Genomic DNA, 15,031 nt, shown 5'->3' on the forward strand with positions numbered 1-15,031 from the left:
TCGGATCCCACGCCACCGAATGGGTCGCAGCCGTCCACACCCCCAAACGCAACCTCACCCCCGCCGCCTAGCAACACAAGCGGGCCGCAAGGCAGAACTCTGCCCGGCGGGCGCGGCGCTTACTGCCCGGCGGGAAGGATGCGGGTGAAGTGGATGCCGACCGGCTCCCAGATGTCGACCGCCTCGATCGAGACGCGCCGGCCCGGTGCGGGTGCGGCGATGACCTGGCCGTCACCGAGGTAGATGCCGACGTGGTCTTCGTTGTTGAACACCACGAGGTCGCCGGGCTGAGCCTGGTCACGGGTGATGCGGGTGCCGACGGCGTCCTGCGTGGGCACATAGTGCGCGAGGCTGATGCCGATGGCGGCGTAGGCCTGCAGCGTGAGCCCCGAGCAGTCGATGCCGGTGTGCCTGCTGCCGCCGAGGACGTACGGCGTGCCGATGTAGCTCAGCGCCGTTTGGACGATCTTCGCGCGGTCGCCTCCTGCGGCGAGGGCATCGACGATGGCGGGCTCGGCAGCTTCTGCCGATGCACCGCCCTCCTTCGCGACGATCGCGGCGATGGCCGTGGCAACGTAGTCGTTGTTGCTGATCGTCGGCGACTTCACGTTGTCGGCGATCTGCAGGATCTGCTCGGCCGTGTGGCCGTGGGCGTCGGCGGTGGCGGGCCCGGGCATCGTGTCTGCTGTGGCCGGCACGACGAGCCACAGCGACGGGATCAGCACGACGGCCCCGAGGCCGGCGGCGAGGCTGCGGCGGGCGCTGCGGCGCGGGGGCTTCGGGGCAGCTGCCGCGAGAGCGGCCGGCGCGGGCTCGGCAGCCGCAGGACGCACGCGGTGCGAGTGGATCAGGTCTTCCGTGCGGCGCGCATTCTCTTCCCGGGCCGCCGACTCGACGGCGCTTTCGACGCGGGGGTCGGGCGAGCGCTCGGCAACGGGTCGAGGCACGGCCGGGGCGACCGGGTCGGTCGCGCGTGCCGCGGCGAGCTGCTCCTCCGCCTCGCGCAGAGCGCGCGCTTCACGACGCGTCAGGGGCTGCGGGCGCGCGGGCGCCTCGACGGCCGGCGCGGGCTGTGCCGCAGGCGCCGCGGCCGCCGCAGGCGCCTCGTCGGCGAGCGCACCGGTCTCAGCGGCGACGGCCGATACGGAGGGAGCGAGTGCGGCCCAGCGGTTCAGCACCTGAACGGGAATCTCGCTGGTCTGCGGAACCGCGTTCTGCGCGCGCAGCGCGGTGACCTCGGAGGGGGCGATCTCACCGGCATCGGCCAGGTCGGCGATCAGAGCATCGAATGCATCGAGAGACGCGTCGATCCTCCGTCTCGCCATAGCTCTACTCCCTTTGCCGTCGGGGCGTTACGGCCCGCCTTGCTCAGTCCCCCGAAGTGCCGACCCGGAAGTCGACCTGGCGAACTTATCAGACCGACCGCGGCGGGCCGTACGGGACCCTCCCAGATTTGGGGGGATGCCCAACAATCGGGCTCAGTCGTTGAGGATCCGGGTGAAGTGATAGCCGATCCCCGACCACTTGCTGACCGGCTCGATCTGCACGTTGCGCCCCGGCTCTGGCGCCGCGACGAGCAGGCCGTTGCCGAGGTACATGCCGACGTGCGCCTCGTCGTCGAAGACGACCAGGTCGCCCGGCTTCGCCTGATCGGCACTGATGACGCGCCCCGCGGCGTCCTGGTTCGGCACATAGTGCACCAGGTTGATGCCCACCGTGGCATAGGCGGCCATCGTGAGGCCCGAGCAGTCGATGCCCGAGTGGCTCGCGCCGCCCAGCACATACGGCGTGCCGAGGTACGCGAGCGCCGCGCCGACGATCTTGAGCCGCTGGCCGGGGGTCGCGCCGAGAGCGGACGACGTCGAGGCGAGCGTCGCGGCGTCGGTCTGAGGCGCCGCCTTCTGCAGCAGTTGCGGCACGTTCGGCGCGACCGCCGAGTAGCTCTCTTCGACGATCTTCGGCGCGGGGATCTTGTCGGAGACGTCGAGCGACTGCAGGTCGACCGTGGAGGTCGGGGATCCGTCGAGCGCGGTCGACGTCGTCGCGGCGGTGACGGATGCCGCGCTGAGGGACGCCGCAGCAGCGGCCGTCACAGGCGCGGCGCCCGCGTTCAGGGTCGCGGCATGGGCGGGAACGGCGATGGCGAGGCATCCGGTGATCGCGAGAGTCGTACCGGCGAGCAGGCGAGCTGAGCGCCTGCGCAGCCAGCCGTGGGACTGGTGGGAGGGCAGGGTGGTGCGCATGTCGTTTTCGGGTCTCGTCGTGGGCGCAGGGGGGCGACGCCACGAGGGCTTTCGGGTCGGGAGGGGAACTCGGTCGTTCTCAGCCGCACACACGCCGACCGGAAGGGGGACCGGGGCGGGGCGTCGAGCTGAGAGCCCCGCCGTCGGGGCCGCCCGGAACTCTATGCACGCGGACTGGGCCGAAAGTCCCAGGGTGGACAGGTCGTGCGCACGTGTTGCCTCATGCACCACGTTTGATGCGTTGCGATCGTGGGGATTCCCCGAGGATTCCAAGCTTGCGGGTTGCAGGCAGTGGGGCATCCCCTGTTGGATATGGGCAGTGACCTGCACAAATGGGCGTGCACGTCGACGTGGGGACGCGCGTGGCGATCAACCGCCCTGACGGCCGGGGAACGATCGACGGGGGAAATCTGGCATGGAACTGAGAATTGACGCCACAAATCCTGCGCCCGCCTCGGAGCAGGTGCGAACCCAGCTTCTCGCGGGGGTTCGCGAAGGCTCACTGCCGCCGGGCGCTAAGCTTCCCACCGTCCGCCAGTTGGCAGATCAACTCGGTATCGCGGTCAACACGGTCGCACGCGCCTACCGCCTTCTCGAAGAAGACGGCATCGTCGAGACCTTCGGCCGCCGCGGCTCGTTCATCGCGAATCAGGGCGACGCGATCCAGCAGCAGCTGCAGGCCGCGGCGACGCAGTTCGCCCGCAAGGCGGCGAGCCTCGGCGTCAGCGCGAAGGACGCGCAGCGGGTCGTCGTCGCGGCGATCAACGGCGAGCTCGGCTAGATCACCGCATCGGTCAGGTCGACGATCGCCCCGTAGCGGTGGTTCGTGATCGAGATCGCCTGCTCACGGAAGAATGGGAGCAGCTCGACGCGGCCCGACGCCGTGACGGGGGCGTCGTAGATGGCGACCTCGGGGTCGCCGCGCAGAGCACGCGAGGCCGTGAGTCCGTTCCCGCCGATCAGGCGGATGCGGTGGATCGGTTTGGGGGGCGTCGCCGGCCCCCCGACCTCGATCGTCTCGGGTCGGAAGGTGAGCCGCGCGTGCCAGGCGTCATCGTCTTCGACCTTCACCGGAACACTGTGCGCCTCGAGCCACGCGGCGACGCCCGCGGGCAGCGCGACGTGGGTCGAGACATCGAATCGCGCGCGCGACACGGATGCCGCCGCGAGCACGCGCAGCAGCTCGGGCAGCGTTCCGCCGGGCCCGAGGCGGATGCTGACCGGAACGGGGCGGTAGCGGAACAGATTGCGCTCGGACCGCAGCCCTGAGGCATCCGTCACCCGCCCGTACTCGGTCGCGTACGCGATCGCATCGGACAGGGCCGAGCGGCGCACGACGTCGAAGTCCTCGTAGGACAGCTCGGACTGGGCGAGCTCGATCAGCTGCTGCACATCGTGGCCGAGCCCGCGCAGGTGCAGGCTGTTGCTCTGCTCGCCGGGCACGCTCACCCAGGTCCCGAGCGGGAACAGGGTGTTCGGGCCGCCTGCCTTCACGGTCGGGCCGACGGCGGACTTCTTCCACCCGCCGAACGACTGCCGCTGCACGATCGCACCGGTGATGTGCCGGTTCACGTAGAGATTTCCCGCCTCGACGGCACCGAGCCACTGCCGGATCTCACGGGCGTCGAGCGAGTGCAGGCCCGCCGTCAGCCCGTAGTCGACGGCGTTCTGCAGCGCGATCGCCTCGGCCAGGGTGCGGGCGCGCATGACGCCGAGCACCGGGCCGAAGAACTCGGTCAGATGCGTGCGGCTGCCTGGCTCGACCCCGGTCTTGATGCCGGGCGACCACAGCCGGCCGGCCGCGATGTCGTCGCGGTCGAGCGGCTTCGGGCGCACGAGCCACGTCTCGCCCTCGTCGAGCTCGGTGAGCGCCCATTCGAGCTTCCCCGACGGCGGCTGGATGAGCGGGCCCATCTGGGTCGCCGGGTCGGTCGCGGGCCCGACCCGCAGGCTGCGCGTCGCGTCGATCAGCTGGTGGCGGAAGCGCGCGTCGTCGGCGACCGAGCCGACGAGGATCACGAGGGATGCCGCAGAGCACTTCTGCCCCGCATTCCCGAACGCGCTGCGCACGATGTCGGCGACCGCCAGGTCGTAGTCGGCGCTCGGCGTGACGATGATCGCGTTCTTGCCGCTCGTCTCGGCCAGCAGCGGCAGGTCGGGGCGCCAGGAGCGGAACAGCTGCGCCGTCTCGAACGACCCGGTGAGCACGACACGGTCGACCCGCGTGTCGGTAATGAGTGCTTTCGACTGCGCGGATTCCTCGTCGATGTCGACGAGCGCGAGCGCGTCGCGCGGCACTCCGGCACGATGCAGCACGTCGACGAGCACCGCGGCGCAGCGCTTCGACTGGGGTGCGGGCTTGATGATGACCCCGCTGCCCGCGGCGAGCGCGGCGAGCACCCCGCCGGCCGGAATCGAGACCGGGAAGTTCCACGGCGGCACGACCACCGTGAGCGCGCTCGGCTCGAAGCGGGCACCCTGCACGGTGTCGAGCTCGCGCGCGAGGGCGGCGTAGTAGTGGGCGAAGTCGGCGGCCTCGCTCACCTCGACGTCGGCTTCGGCGAGCGTCTTCCCGGTCTCGGCGACCATCACCTCGATGAACTGGTCGCGGTTGGCCGAGATCGCAAGACCGGCGAGGTCGAGCACATCGGCGCGCTCGCTGCCGGGCGCCTGGCCCCAGCGCACCCCGGCCGCACGCACGGCCGCGATGAGCTGCTCGAGCCTGCGCTCGTCGGCGACCCTGGCCGCGATGACGGCCGCGATGCCGAGGTCGCTGCCCGAGGCGCGCGCGAGCAGGCGCTTCGCCCAGGCGCGGTTGGCCGCGAGCGAGGGGTCGCTGTCGGAGACGTTGCGGAAGGTCTGCCGGTCACCGCGCGCCTGCCATTCGGCCGGCATCGGCGGCGCGAACGCCTCCTTCCGGCGTGTGTCGGCCGACGCCCATCCGCCGTCCTGCGGCAGCCCGAGCACCGCGACGGTGAGCCCGGCGTCGCGCGCCGCCTGCCCGCCCGGGTCGACCGGGTCGACGCGGGGGTGGAAGAGGGCCGTGGCATTCTCGTCCTGCCACTCACGGGCCCGGTCCTGGCGGCGGTTCGGCAGCGGGGCGACGCCGAGGGGCTCGCGCACGGCCTCGTAGCGGTCGACGGCGTCGAGGAAGCGCGTGCACTCGCGCTCGAACAGCTCCTGCGACGCGCCGACCCGGGACTCCGCACCCGTCAGCTCGAACAGCGCCGACATGAAGTTCTCGGGCGAGCCGTTCTCTTCCAGCCGCCGCACGAGGTACGAGATCGCGACGTCGAACTCCTCGGGCCTGACCACGGGCGTATAGAGCGTCAACCCGCCGACGGTCTTCGCGACGGCATCCGTCGCCATGCCGAGCAGCATCTCGAAATCGATGCGGTCGCGCACGCCGCGCACGCCGGCGAGCTCCCACGCGAAGGCGACGTCGAACAGGTTGTGGCCGGCGACGCCGAGGCGCACGGCATCCGTGTGCTCGCGGGTCAGCGCCCAGTCGAGCACGCGCTTGTAGTTGACGTCGGTGTCGAGCTTTGAGCCCCAGGTCGCGAGCGGCCAGCCGTGCAGCTCGGCGTCGACGCGCTCCATCGGCAGGTTCGCGCCCTTGACGAGCCGCACCTTGATCGCGGCACCGCCCGCGGCCCGGCGGGCCTGCGCCCACTCGGTGAGGTCCTGCAGGGCGTCGAGCGCATCGGGCAGATAGGCCTGCAGCACGATGCCCGCCTCGAGGTGCGCGAGCCGGGGGTTCGAGAGCACCCGCTTGAACACCGCGACGGTCAGGTCGAGGTCGCGGTACTCCTCCATATCGAGGTTGATGAACTTGGTGCGGCCCGGCGTGACCGAGGTCTCGCCGCCCGCGCCCGCGAGCTCATAAAGAGGAATGAGGCGCTGTGCGATGCGCGCCACGGCGTCGTCGAAGCCCCACAGATTGAGGTTGCTCACGACATTGCTGACCTTGACGCTCACGTAGTCGACGTCGGGCCGCTCGAGCAGCCGGCGGATGCCCGCGAGCCGGTTCCCCGCCTCCTCTTCGCCGAGCACCGCCTCGCCGAGCAGGTTGAGGTTGAGGCGGTGGCCGCCCTGTCGCAGCTTCGCGAGCGCGGGCCCGAGCTTGGCCGGGGTCGCATCGACGACGAGGTGCCCGACGAGCCGCCGGAGCGCCGCACGCGCGGCGGGCACGACGGCCCAGGGCAGCACCGGCCCGAGCTGGCCGCCGAGGCCGAGCGCCGTGCGCAGCCCGCCATGCAGGGAAGCAGGCACGCGCCCCGACAGCTCGTGCAGTTTGCGAGCGGCGACGGAGAGGTCGCGCGGGCGGGCGACGCCGTCGACGAACTGCACGGCGAAGTCGAGGCCGCCTTCTTCCCGCAGCAGCTCGGCCAGACGCCGCGCCCCGCTCGGCCACTGCTGTGCGGGCTCGGCGAGCCACTGGCGCACCTGCTCGACGGCGGCGGCCGCGACGGACTGCAGTTCGCTCGTGCCCTCGCCCGCGCCCGGATCGCTCTCGCCAGTGGCCATGGTCGCAAGGATATTTCTAGCGACGCCGATGATCGGTGATCGTCGCCCGCGGGCCGCGCCTCTCGGGCAGCCGACCGCTCAGAAGGATCAGCCGCACGACCCGCTGGCGCTGACCGGCCCATGGCTCGAGCAGCTCGAGCATGCCCTCGTCGTCGCACTGCCGGTCGCCGGCGAGCGCGTAGCCGACGAAGTGCGGCACGTGATAGTCGCCGACCGAGACCTGGTCGGGGTGGCCGTGGCTGCGCTGCAGCGTCTCGGCCACGGTCCATGGGCCAATGCCGCGCAGACTGGTGAGCGCGGTCGTCGGGTCGGCGCCGTCTGCCGCGCGCTCGATCGCGGCCGCCCGGCTCGCGGCCTCGACGAGGGTGCGGCTGCGCGTGGGGTCGACGCCGGCCTGGTGCCACTCCCAGCTCGGAATCGCGCGCCACACCTCGGGCGTCGGCGCGACCCTGAGGTTGCGCGGCATGAGGTGCGCGGGCCCCGGCGGCATCGTGCCGAAGCGGGTCACGAGCCGCGCCCACTCGCGGTAGGCCTCGAGGCTCGTCACCTTCTGCTCGAAGATCGCGGGAGCCATCGCCTCGAAGACGCGTCGCGTCGTGGGCAGGCGCAGACCGGGATTGCGGCGCAGTGTGTCAGCCAAGAACGGATGCCGCGACAGATCGAGCTGCGACCAGTCATCATCGGCGCCGCAGAGCTGCGGAACGCCGGCGATCGCCCACTCGCTGCCCGGCCCCCAGGCGCGCGCGCTGATGGCGGCGCCGCGGCCGGGCTGCTCGAGCCGCAGCGTCACGGGGCCGTCGGGCGTCGTGAAGGTGCGCCACACGACCGCAGAGGACGACGCCTCCCACTGCGTTGTCGGGTCGTACGGGCCGCGGCCGATGGGCCCGAGCGTCGCGCGCAGGTCGACGGGCTCGGCGGGCGCATAGGTCGTCGCGAGCGTGTGATCGGATGCCTCTTCCTCGGCGCGGGCCGCGGGTGAGGCATCCGTCAACGTCATGCGCACACGCTAACCTGCCGGGCTGACAGCGCCGCGCGGCGCGCATCGAATGCGGCGTACTCGATTTGCGGTGAGCGGCTCAGACCGCGCGCTGCGCCGGGCCGACGTACTGCGACAGCGGCCTGATCAGCGAGTTGTGCGCCTGCTGCTCGATGAAGTGGGCCGTCCAGCCGGTGATGCGCGCCGCCGCGAACAGCGGGGTGAAGGTCGGGGTGTCGAAGCCCATCAGGTGATAGGCGGGCCCCGACGGGTAGTCCAGATTGGGCTTGATGTTCTTCGCCGCGGCCATCGCCTGCTCGAGCGCCGTGTAGAGCTCGAGCAGATCGGGCCGGTTGTAGTGCTCGATGAGCGTGTCGAGCGCCGCCTTCATGGTCGGCACGCGCGAGTCCCCGTTCTTGTAGACGCGGTGCCCGAAGCCCATGATCTTCTTCTTGCTCGCGAGGGCGTCGTCGAGCCACGCCTGCACGTTCGACGCCGAGCCGATCTCGGCGAAGGTCGCCATCACGGCTTCGTTCGCGCCGCCGTGCAGCGGCCCCTTCAGCGCCCCGATGGCCGCGACCACGGCCGAGTGCAGATCCGACAGCGTCGAGGCGACGACGCGGGCGGTGAACGTCGACGCGTTGAACGAGTGCTCCGCATAGAGCACGAGCGATTGTCGGAACGCGTCGACCACGACGGGGTCTGGCAGCTCGCCGAAGGTCATCCAGAGGAAGTTCGACGCATAGTCGAGATCCTCACGAGGCGGGATCGGGTCCATGCCGTCGCGTTGCCGCTGGTCGTACGCGACGATCGCAGGCAGCTGCGCGAACAGCCGCACGGCCTTCTCGTAGTCGCTCTGCTCGTCGGGGAACCGAGTTTCCAGCGCGCCGAGCAGGCTGACCGCAGTGCGCAGCACGTCCATGGGATGCGCCGATACCGGCGTCTGCTCGATGAGCGCCTGCACCTCGGGCCGCAAGGCGCGCTGCCCCCGCTCGACCGCCTCGAAGGCGCCGAGCTCGTCGTCGCTCGGCAGCTCGCCGTGCCAGATGAGATAGGCGACCTGCTCGAAGCTGCACTTCGCCGCGAGCTCCTGCACCGGGTAGCCGCGGTAGAGCAGCGAGTTCGTCTGCTGATTCACCGACGAGATCTCGGTCGTGTCGACGACGACGCCGGCGAGGCCCTTGTGGATCTCGGTGTCTGTCATTGCTCCTCCTTGAGCGGTCTCGGTCTCGGTCTCGGTCTCCATTCGCTTTCGGCGAGTCGACCAGCGGACTATTTCTCGACGTTGAAGTTGAAGATCCCCGAGTCGAAGGCGTTGTAGCCCTCGTAGTCGATCAGCTCGTACAGCTCGGCGCGATGCTGCATCTGCCCGGTGAGCGCCGCGAGCGACCCGGAAGCATCGAGCTCGTCGAGCCCGCTCAGCGCCGCCCCCATCGCGAGCCGCAGCAGCGAGACCGGCCAGATGACGATGTTGACGCCGACGTCGCGCAGCTGCGAGACCGTGAACAGCTCGGACTTCCCGAATTCCGTCATGTTCGCCAGGATCGGCACGTCGACGGATGCCCGCACGGCCGCGAACTCGTCGAGGGTGGCCATCGCCTCGGGGAAGATCGCGTCGGCGCCGGCATCCACCAGCGCCTTCATGCGGTCGATCGCCCCGGGCAGCCCGACCACGCCGCGCGCGTCGGTGCGGGCCATGATCAGCAGGTTCGGGTCGCGGCGGGCATCGACCGCGGCGCGGATGCGCTTGATCGCCGTCTCGTCGTCGACGACCTCTTTGCCATCGAGATGGCCGCAGCGCTTGGGGTTCACCTGATCTTCGATGTGGATGCCGCCCGCGCCGGCATCCTCGAGCTCCTGCACCGTGCGCGCGACGTTCATCGGCTCGCCGAACCCCGTGTCGACGTCGACGAGCGTCGGCAACTCGGTCATGCGCGCGATCTGGTGCGTGCGCCCGGCGACCTCGGTGAGTGTCGTGAGCCCGATGTCGGGCAGCCCGAGGTCGGCCGACAGCACGGCGCCCGAGACGTAGACGCCGTCGAAGCCGCGCCGCTCGATCAGCCGCGCCGACAGCGGGTTGAAGGCGCCGGGGAAGCGCAGCAGCTCGCCGCTCGCGAGCCGCTCGCGGAACGCGGCGCGCTTGGCCGCGGCCGTCTGCTTGGCGTAGAGCACGTCGCGACCTCCTAGAACAGCCCGTCGGGCACGTCAGCCTGCGCCAGATGCCCGTACTTCGCGGTGAAGCTCAGCTCGCCGAGCTCGTCGGCGGTGAGCTCGGGCAGACGCTGCGCGACGTCGAGGAAGCGGTCGATCTCCTCGGGCTCGAGCGCGTCTTCGGCGAGGGTGCGGAACTTGCGCACATAGTCGTCGCGGGCGAACGGCTTCGCGCCGGAGGGGTGCGCGTCGGCGACCGCGATCTCGTCGGTGATCACCGAGCCGTCGGTGAAGCGCACCTCGATGGCACCGCCGAAGGCCTGCTCCTTCGGGTCGAGCGAGTGGTAGCGGCGGGTCCACTCGGGGTCCTCGACCGTGGTGACCTTCTTCCACAGCGCGACCGTGTCGGGGCGATGGGTGCGCTCGGGGTCGTAGGAGTGCTCGTGGTCCCACCCGCCGTCCTGCAGCGCGACCGTGAAGATGTAGGGCACCGAGTGGTCGAGGGTCTCGCGCGAGGCATCCGGCGAGTACTTCTGCGGGTCGTTCGCGCCCGATCCGATGACGAAATGCGTGTGATGCGAGGTCTTGAGAACGATGGATTCCACCCGCGCCGGGTCGTCGAAGATCAGCGGGTACTCGCTGTGCAGCTTGCGGGCGAGGTCGATCCAGGCCTGGGCCTGGTACTCGGCCGAGTGCTCCTTCGTGAAGGAGTCGAGGATGGCGCGCTTGGGCTCGCCCGCCCCCGGCAGCGCCACGTCATACGAGGCATCCGGCCCATCGAGAAGCCAGGCGATGACGCCGTCCTCGCCCTCCCAGATCGGCGTCGGGCTGGTCTGGCCGCGCATCGCCCGGTCGATCGACTCGATGGCGGCCTTGCCGGCGAGCGCCGGCGCATACGCCTTCCACGAGGAGATCTCGCCCTTGCGCGACTGTCGCGTGGCGGTGGTCGTGTGCAGCGCCTGGCCGATCGCCTGGTAGATCGTGTCGGCCGACAGCCCGAGCAGCGCGCCGATGCCGGCCGCCGCGCTCGGCCCGAGGTGCGCGACGTGGTCGATCTTGTGCGCGTGCAGGCTGATCGCGCGGGCGAGGTCGATCTGCACCTCGTAGCCGGTGGCGATGCCGCGGATGACGTCCGCTCCCGTCAGCCCGCGGGCGGCCGCGTGCTGGGCGACGGCGACCACGGGCGGGATGTTGTCGCCCGGGTGCGAGTACTCGGCCGCGAGGAAGGTGTCGTGGAAGTCGAGCTCGCGCACGGCCACGCCGTTCGCCCACGCGGCCCATTCCACCGAGGCGCGCCGATTCAGGGCGGTGCCGAAGACTGTCGCGCCCGCTCCCCCGATCGAGACGGGGTGCGCGAGCGCCTGGGCACGCGCCGCGGCAGGGGCGGGGCGCACGAGGGATGCCGCGGCGACGGCCGCGTTGTCGATGACCCGGTTCACGACCATCTCGGTGACGTCGTCGTCGACCGGGGTCCGGTCGGTCGCGAGCTGCGCGATCTTCCAGGCGAGCTGGTCTTCCTTGGCCAGGTTCTCGTCGCTGCGATGGACTCGAACGTGATGCGTTTCCACCTGGCCACCCTACCGAGGGGCAGACAGCTCCCCCGCCACCCGCTGCACCGAGGAGTGAGTTCGGGCGGCTCGACTCGCGCATCGTGCGCCCAAACTCACACCTCGGGTGGCTAACTCGCGTCGGCGGCCGAGGCCGTCGGCACGAGGATCGCGCGGGCCAGCGTGTGGAAGTGCAGGTTGAAGCCGAGGATGGCCGGGCTCGCCTCCTCGGGAACGTCGAGCGTGTCGACGTCGACGGCGTGCACGACGGTGAAGTACCGGTGCGTGCCGGTGCCCGCGGGCGGCGCGGCCCCCGTGTAGGCGCGCTGGCCGAGCTCGTTGCGCAGCATCACAGCGCCGGCCGGCAGGTTCGCGCCGCCCTCGGCGCCCGCGTTCTCGGGCAGCTCGGTGACGCCGGCGGGGATGTTGAAGACCGCCCAGTGCCAGAAGCCGGAGCCCGTGGGGGCGTCGGGGTCGAACTGCGTGACGGCGAAGCTCTTCGTCTCGGCGGGGAAGCCGCTCCACGACAGCTGCGGCGAGACGGACGAGCCGCCCTGCCCGGGCGAGCGGTGCACGGCCGGGATCGGCTGGCCGTGGTCGATGGAGGAACTGGTGACGGTGAAGGACCCGAACTCGCGCAGCTGGGCGAGTTCCTCATACGGGTCGTGCCAGGTTTCGGTCATGGTCCGAGCCTAAGACGGCCTGCAGCAGCGCGACTCAGCGCCGTCGCCGGCTGATCGCCCACCACGTCACGCGCAGCATCGCCTCGGCCACGATGCCGATCGACATCTTCGACGCACCGCGCTCGCGCTCGACGAAGGTGATCGGCACCTCGACCACGCGCAGCCCTGCGCGCACCGCACGCGCGAGCATGTCGACCTGGAACGCGTAGCCGTGGCTGTGCACGGCATCGAGGTCGAGCTTCTCGAGAGCGGATGCCTGAAACGCGCGATACCCGCCCGTGACGTCTCTGACCCCGAGGCCGAGCACGGTGCGGGCATAGGCGCTGCCGACCCGAGAGATCGCCCGCCGATGCCACGGCCAGTTCTCGACCGCCCCGCCGGGAATCCAGCGCGAGCCGAGCACGAGGTCGGCGCCCTGCACGTCGAGCAGCCGGCCGAGCTGCTCGGGCTGGTGCGAGCCGTCGGCGTCGAGCTCGACGAGCACCCCGTAGCCGCGGGCGATGCCCCAGCGCATCGCCTCGATGTAGGCGCGGCCGAGGCCCTGCTTGCCCGGGCGGTGCAGCACGTGAACCCGCTCGTCGGCCGCGGCGAGCGCGTCGGCGAGCTCGCCGGTGCCGTCGGGTGAGGAGTCGTCGACGACGAGCACGTGCGCGTCGGGCTGCGCGCGGCGCACGCGGCCGACGATCCACTCCACGTTGTCCCGTTCGTTGTAGGTCGGGATCATCACCAGCACGTTGTTCGGAAGCGCACTCACCACGAAGAACGCTATCGGTCCGCGCCTATGCGCCGGCTAGACCTGCGGGTTCCCTGGCGTCTCCCTAGCGTCGGCGCAGCGCGCCCGCGAGCCTTCCGAGATCGGGAGTGCCGAGACCCGTCGCCGGGTTGTAGAGCGTGCCGGGGGTCCCCGTGTAGTACAGGTTGTCGTTGCCGCCGCCCGTCGTGCTGAGTGCCGTGAACGGCGAGTTCCGGCTCGCGGCCGCTCGGTAGATCGACGGGTTCCAGAACCCGCTGCGCCCGCGGTTCGCCTCGTTGATCACGGCGGCGGCCCCGGCGAGCTGGGGCGCGACGAGGCTGGTGCCGCCGAGCGGCATCAGGCCGCCGTATTCGGGCGCGTAGACGAGATAGCCGGTCTGCGGGTCGGCGTCGGCCGAGAGATCGGGCACCGCGCGGCCGGTCGCCCGCCCGTGCACGATGCGCGGCGACTCGTTCGCGACCCAGTCGGTCGGCAGCGTGAGCCCTGCGGCGAGCTGGCGCGGGTCCGTGCCGGTCAGATTCTGCACGGCCGTGAAGCTCTGGCCGCCGGGCACGAGCCGCTGGTAGGGCGGCAGCGGCTGGTACCGGCTGTAGCCGCCGCCACCGCCGCCGATGTTCACCGTCGCCGCCTCCTGGTAAGACACCTCGTAGGTGCGCGCGAACGGCCCCCACAGGTACGCCGAGTTCCACGCTCGCTCGGCGGGAACCGTGACCTGCTCGTCGCTCCAGCTGCCCCAGAAGTCGACCGTGTACGGCAGCGTGGTGCCGCCCGCTGCGGTGACGAACGGGCTCGCGGCGAAGGCCGAGACCGTGAGATTCGTCGTCGCGAGATCGTCCTCGATGTGCGCCTGGTAGGGGCCGGCATCTCCGCTGGCGACGAAGGTCGACTGACCCTGCGCGGCGAGTTCGAGGAACGCGAGGTCGAAGGCCGCCCGCCAGCCGGCGGACGCGGCGCCGGTCGCCTGGCCGAACGCCACCAGCGTCTCGGATTCCGCCCAGCTCATGCTGATCGAGCCCGCGGTGTTCTCGACCGCGGCCTGGAAGAGCGCGTCGACCCCGCCGGCATCCGTGTTCGGCGCCTGATAGACGACGATGTCGGCGCCGGGCGCGACACCGCCCGCCTGCTCGACGTCGAGATCGGTCTCGTCGGAGTACTCGTCGGCCGCCCCCGGGCCGCCGTCGACGTTGCGCACCGTGACGGAGCGCGGGCGCTGGGGCGTGGCCGCGAGGCTCTGCCAGAAGTACTCGGGCGCGCCCTCGTCGAGCGACGCGAAGGTGACGACGCCGATGGTCTGGCCCGTGCCGTCGTGCTGCGCGCCGAGGTCGTCGAGCCCGTACTCGCTCGCGAAGTCCTGCGGCAGATTGCAGTCGCGCGGCCACCCGAGGGTGATCGCAGCGCAGTCGTCTTCGGAGATCACGGCCGCGCCCTGGGCTGCAGGCGCGCTCGTGCCCTTCCGCACCGCGGCGGCGACCGTCGCGGGGCTGAGGGTGGGCGCGCTCTTCCCCGGCACCGAGGCGGCCACCGTGCTGCTGCCGAAGGCGGCGTAATTGCTCAGCCCGAAGATCGCCGTGACGCCCTGCGCCAGCCGCGGGGGCAGCTGCGGCGCCTTCGTCGGCGCATGCACGTTCTGCGGGCGGCTGGCCCGGGCGCCGTGGCGGGCCGGCCCGCCGGGAACCCGGTACTGCTTCTGGCTCACGTTGAGTGCGCGGTTGTAGGCGGACGCCGTGCCCGTCGTCTGCACGTCGAGCCGGTTGGCGAGCACGGTCGAGCGGATGCCGAAACGGGACAGATAGCTCGTGAGCGCCCCGATCGCCTGCGGCGTCTGCCCGTGGCTCGCCGCGAACTGCGCGACCGTGAGGCGGCGTTGCGGGCCGCCGACGGCTCCCGCGAGCACCTGCTGCTGCAGCTGCGCGATACCGCGCCCCTTGAGCACGAAGGTCACCTGCTCTGGCGTCGACCCCGGCGTGTCGCCGAACGCGGTCGCCCCGGGCAGCTGCCCGCCCGTCGGGCCGGAGGGCACCTGCTGCCACGACGGGGAGGGGGTCGGGGTGGCCGCCGCGACGCCCGGGCTTCCCACGGTGACGGCCGCCGCGAGAGCGGCCGCGAGAGCAGCGGTGACGGCGAGGCGGGGGCCGGGGAGTCGAGGCACG

Annotated in this window: 11 protein-coding genes; 1 reads left to right on the forward strand and 10 read right to left on the reverse strand. The window is 71.4% G+C overall.

Translation table 11 applies throughout. The annotated features are described in order from the left end of the window. Nucleotides 1–119 precede the first annotated feature (119 nt). Together ABD716_RS08055 and ABD716_RS08060 are read right to left on the reverse strand one after the other, a co-directional pair. A complete protein-coding gene (locus tag ABD716_RS08055; RefSeq protein WP_344775643.1) occupies nt 120–1,325 on the reverse strand; it encodes a C40 family peptidase in 1,206 nt (401 codons plus the stop codon). Nucleotides 1,326–1,478: 153 nt separating this feature from the next. Then, nucleotides 1,479–2,243, reverse strand: a complete 765-nt coding sequence (locus tag ABD716_RS08060; RefSeq protein WP_344775645.1) for a C40 family peptidase — start codon at nt 2,241–2,243, stop codon at nt 1,479–1,481. Between the two features lie 415 nt (nt 2,244–2,658). On the opposite strand from ABD716_RS08060, the gene ABD716_RS08065 reads away from it, so the two are divergent. Continuing rightward, the gene (locus ABD716_RS08065) at nt 2,659–3,024 is read left to right on the forward strand and encodes a GntR family transcriptional regulator (RefSeq protein WP_344775647.1); all 366 of its coding nucleotides are present in this window, start codon (nt 2,659–2,661) and stop codon (nt 3,022–3,024) included. Here the strand turns inward: ABD716_RS08065 and ABD716_RS08070 are convergent. From ABD716_RS08070 to ABD716_RS08105, 8 genes are all read right to left on the reverse strand, one after another. Then, nucleotides 3,021–6,770 (reverse strand): proline dehydrogenase family protein, encoded by a 3,750-nt coding sequence (locus tag ABD716_RS08070; RefSeq protein WP_344775649.1) that lies wholly within the window; start codon nt 6,768–6,770, stop codon nt 3,021–3,023. The genes ABD716_RS08065 and ABD716_RS08070 overlap by 4 nt on opposite strands. Nucleotides 6,771–6,786: 16 nt before the next feature. After that, entirely contained in the window at nt 6,787–7,767 is a 981-nt protein-coding gene (locus ABD716_RS08075; RefSeq protein WP_344775652.1) for a DNA-3-methyladenine glycosylase family protein, read from the reverse strand. Between the two features lie 79 nt (nt 7,768–7,846). Then, nucleotides 7,847–8,950 (reverse strand): bifunctional 2-methylcitrate synthase/citrate synthase, encoded by a 1,104-nt coding sequence (locus ABD716_RS08080; RefSeq protein ID WP_344775654.1) that lies wholly within the window; start codon nt 8,948–8,950, stop codon nt 7,847–7,849. Nucleotides 8,951–9,018: 68 nt separating this feature from the next. Beyond that, the gene (prpB, locus tag ABD716_RS08085) at nt 9,019–9,918 is read right to left on the reverse strand and encodes a methylisocitrate lyase (protein WP_344775656.1); all 900 of its coding nucleotides are present in this window, start codon (nt 9,916–9,918) and stop codon (nt 9,019–9,021) included. A gap of 11 nt (nt 9,919–9,929) precedes the next feature. Continuing rightward, nucleotides 9,930–11,465 carry an MmgE/PrpD family protein gene (locus ABD716_RS08090; RefSeq protein ID WP_344775658.1) on the reverse strand — a complete coding sequence of 512 codons (1,536 nt, stop codon included), beginning with the start codon at nt 11,463–11,465 and terminating at the stop codon, nt 9,930–9,932. A 110-nt stretch (nt 11,466–11,575) separates the two neighbouring features. Continuing rightward, on the reverse strand, nt 11,576–12,127 hold the full coding sequence (locus ABD716_RS08095; protein WP_344775660.1) for a YbhB/YbcL family Raf kinase inhibitor-like protein: 552 nt from the start codon (nt 12,125–12,127) through the stop codon (nt 11,576–11,578). A 34-nt stretch (nt 12,128–12,161) separates the two neighbouring features. Then, nucleotides 12,162–12,851 (reverse strand): polyprenol monophosphomannose synthase, encoded by a 690-nt coding sequence (locus tag ABD716_RS08100; protein ID WP_425553419.1) that lies wholly within the window; start codon nt 12,849–12,851, stop codon nt 12,162–12,164. Between the two features lie 94 nt (nt 12,852–12,945). After that, nucleotides 12,946–15,030, reverse strand: a complete 2,085-nt coding sequence (locus tag ABD716_RS08105; RefSeq protein WP_344775664.1) for a S53 family peptidase — start codon at nt 15,028–15,030, stop codon at nt 12,946–12,948. Nucleotide 15,031 lies beyond the last annotated feature (1 nt).

The organism is Gryllotalpicola kribbensis, from assembly GCF_039538245.1.
Lineage (GTDB): Bacteria > Actinomycetota > Actinomycetes > Actinomycetales > Microbacteriaceae > Gryllotalpicola > Gryllotalpicola kribbensis.

Coding starts and splice junctions, on each gene's coding strand:
- ABD716_RS08055 (WP_344775643.1), bottom strand. CDS start 1,325: ATGGCGAGACGGAGGATCGACGCGTCTCTCGATGCATTCGATGCTCTG.
- ABD716_RS08060 (WP_344775645.1), bottom strand. CDS start 2,243: ATGCGCACCACCCTGCCCTCCCACCAGTCCCACGGCTGGCTGCGCAGG.
- ABD716_RS08065 (WP_344775647.1), top strand. CDS start 2,659: ATGGAACTGAGAATTGACGCCACAAATCCTGCGCCCGCCTCGGAGCAG.
- ABD716_RS08070 (WP_344775649.1), bottom strand. CDS start 6,770: ATGGCCACTGGCGAGAGCGATCCGGGCGCGGGCGAGGGCACGAGCGAA.
- ABD716_RS08075 (WP_344775652.1), bottom strand. CDS start 7,767: ATGACGTTGACGGATGCCTCACCCGCGGCCCGCGCCGAGGAAGAGGCA.
- ABD716_RS08080 (WP_344775654.1), bottom strand. CDS start 8,950: ATGACAGACACCGAGATCCACAAGGGCCTCGCCGGCGTCGTCGTCGAC.
- ABD716_RS08095 (WP_344775660.1), bottom strand. CDS start 12,127: ATGACCGAAACCTGGCACGACCCGTATGAGGAACTCGCCCAGCTGCGC.
- ABD716_RS08100 (WP_425553419.1), bottom strand. CDS start 12,851: ATGATCCCGACCTACAACGAACGGGACAACGTGGAGTGGATCGTCGGC.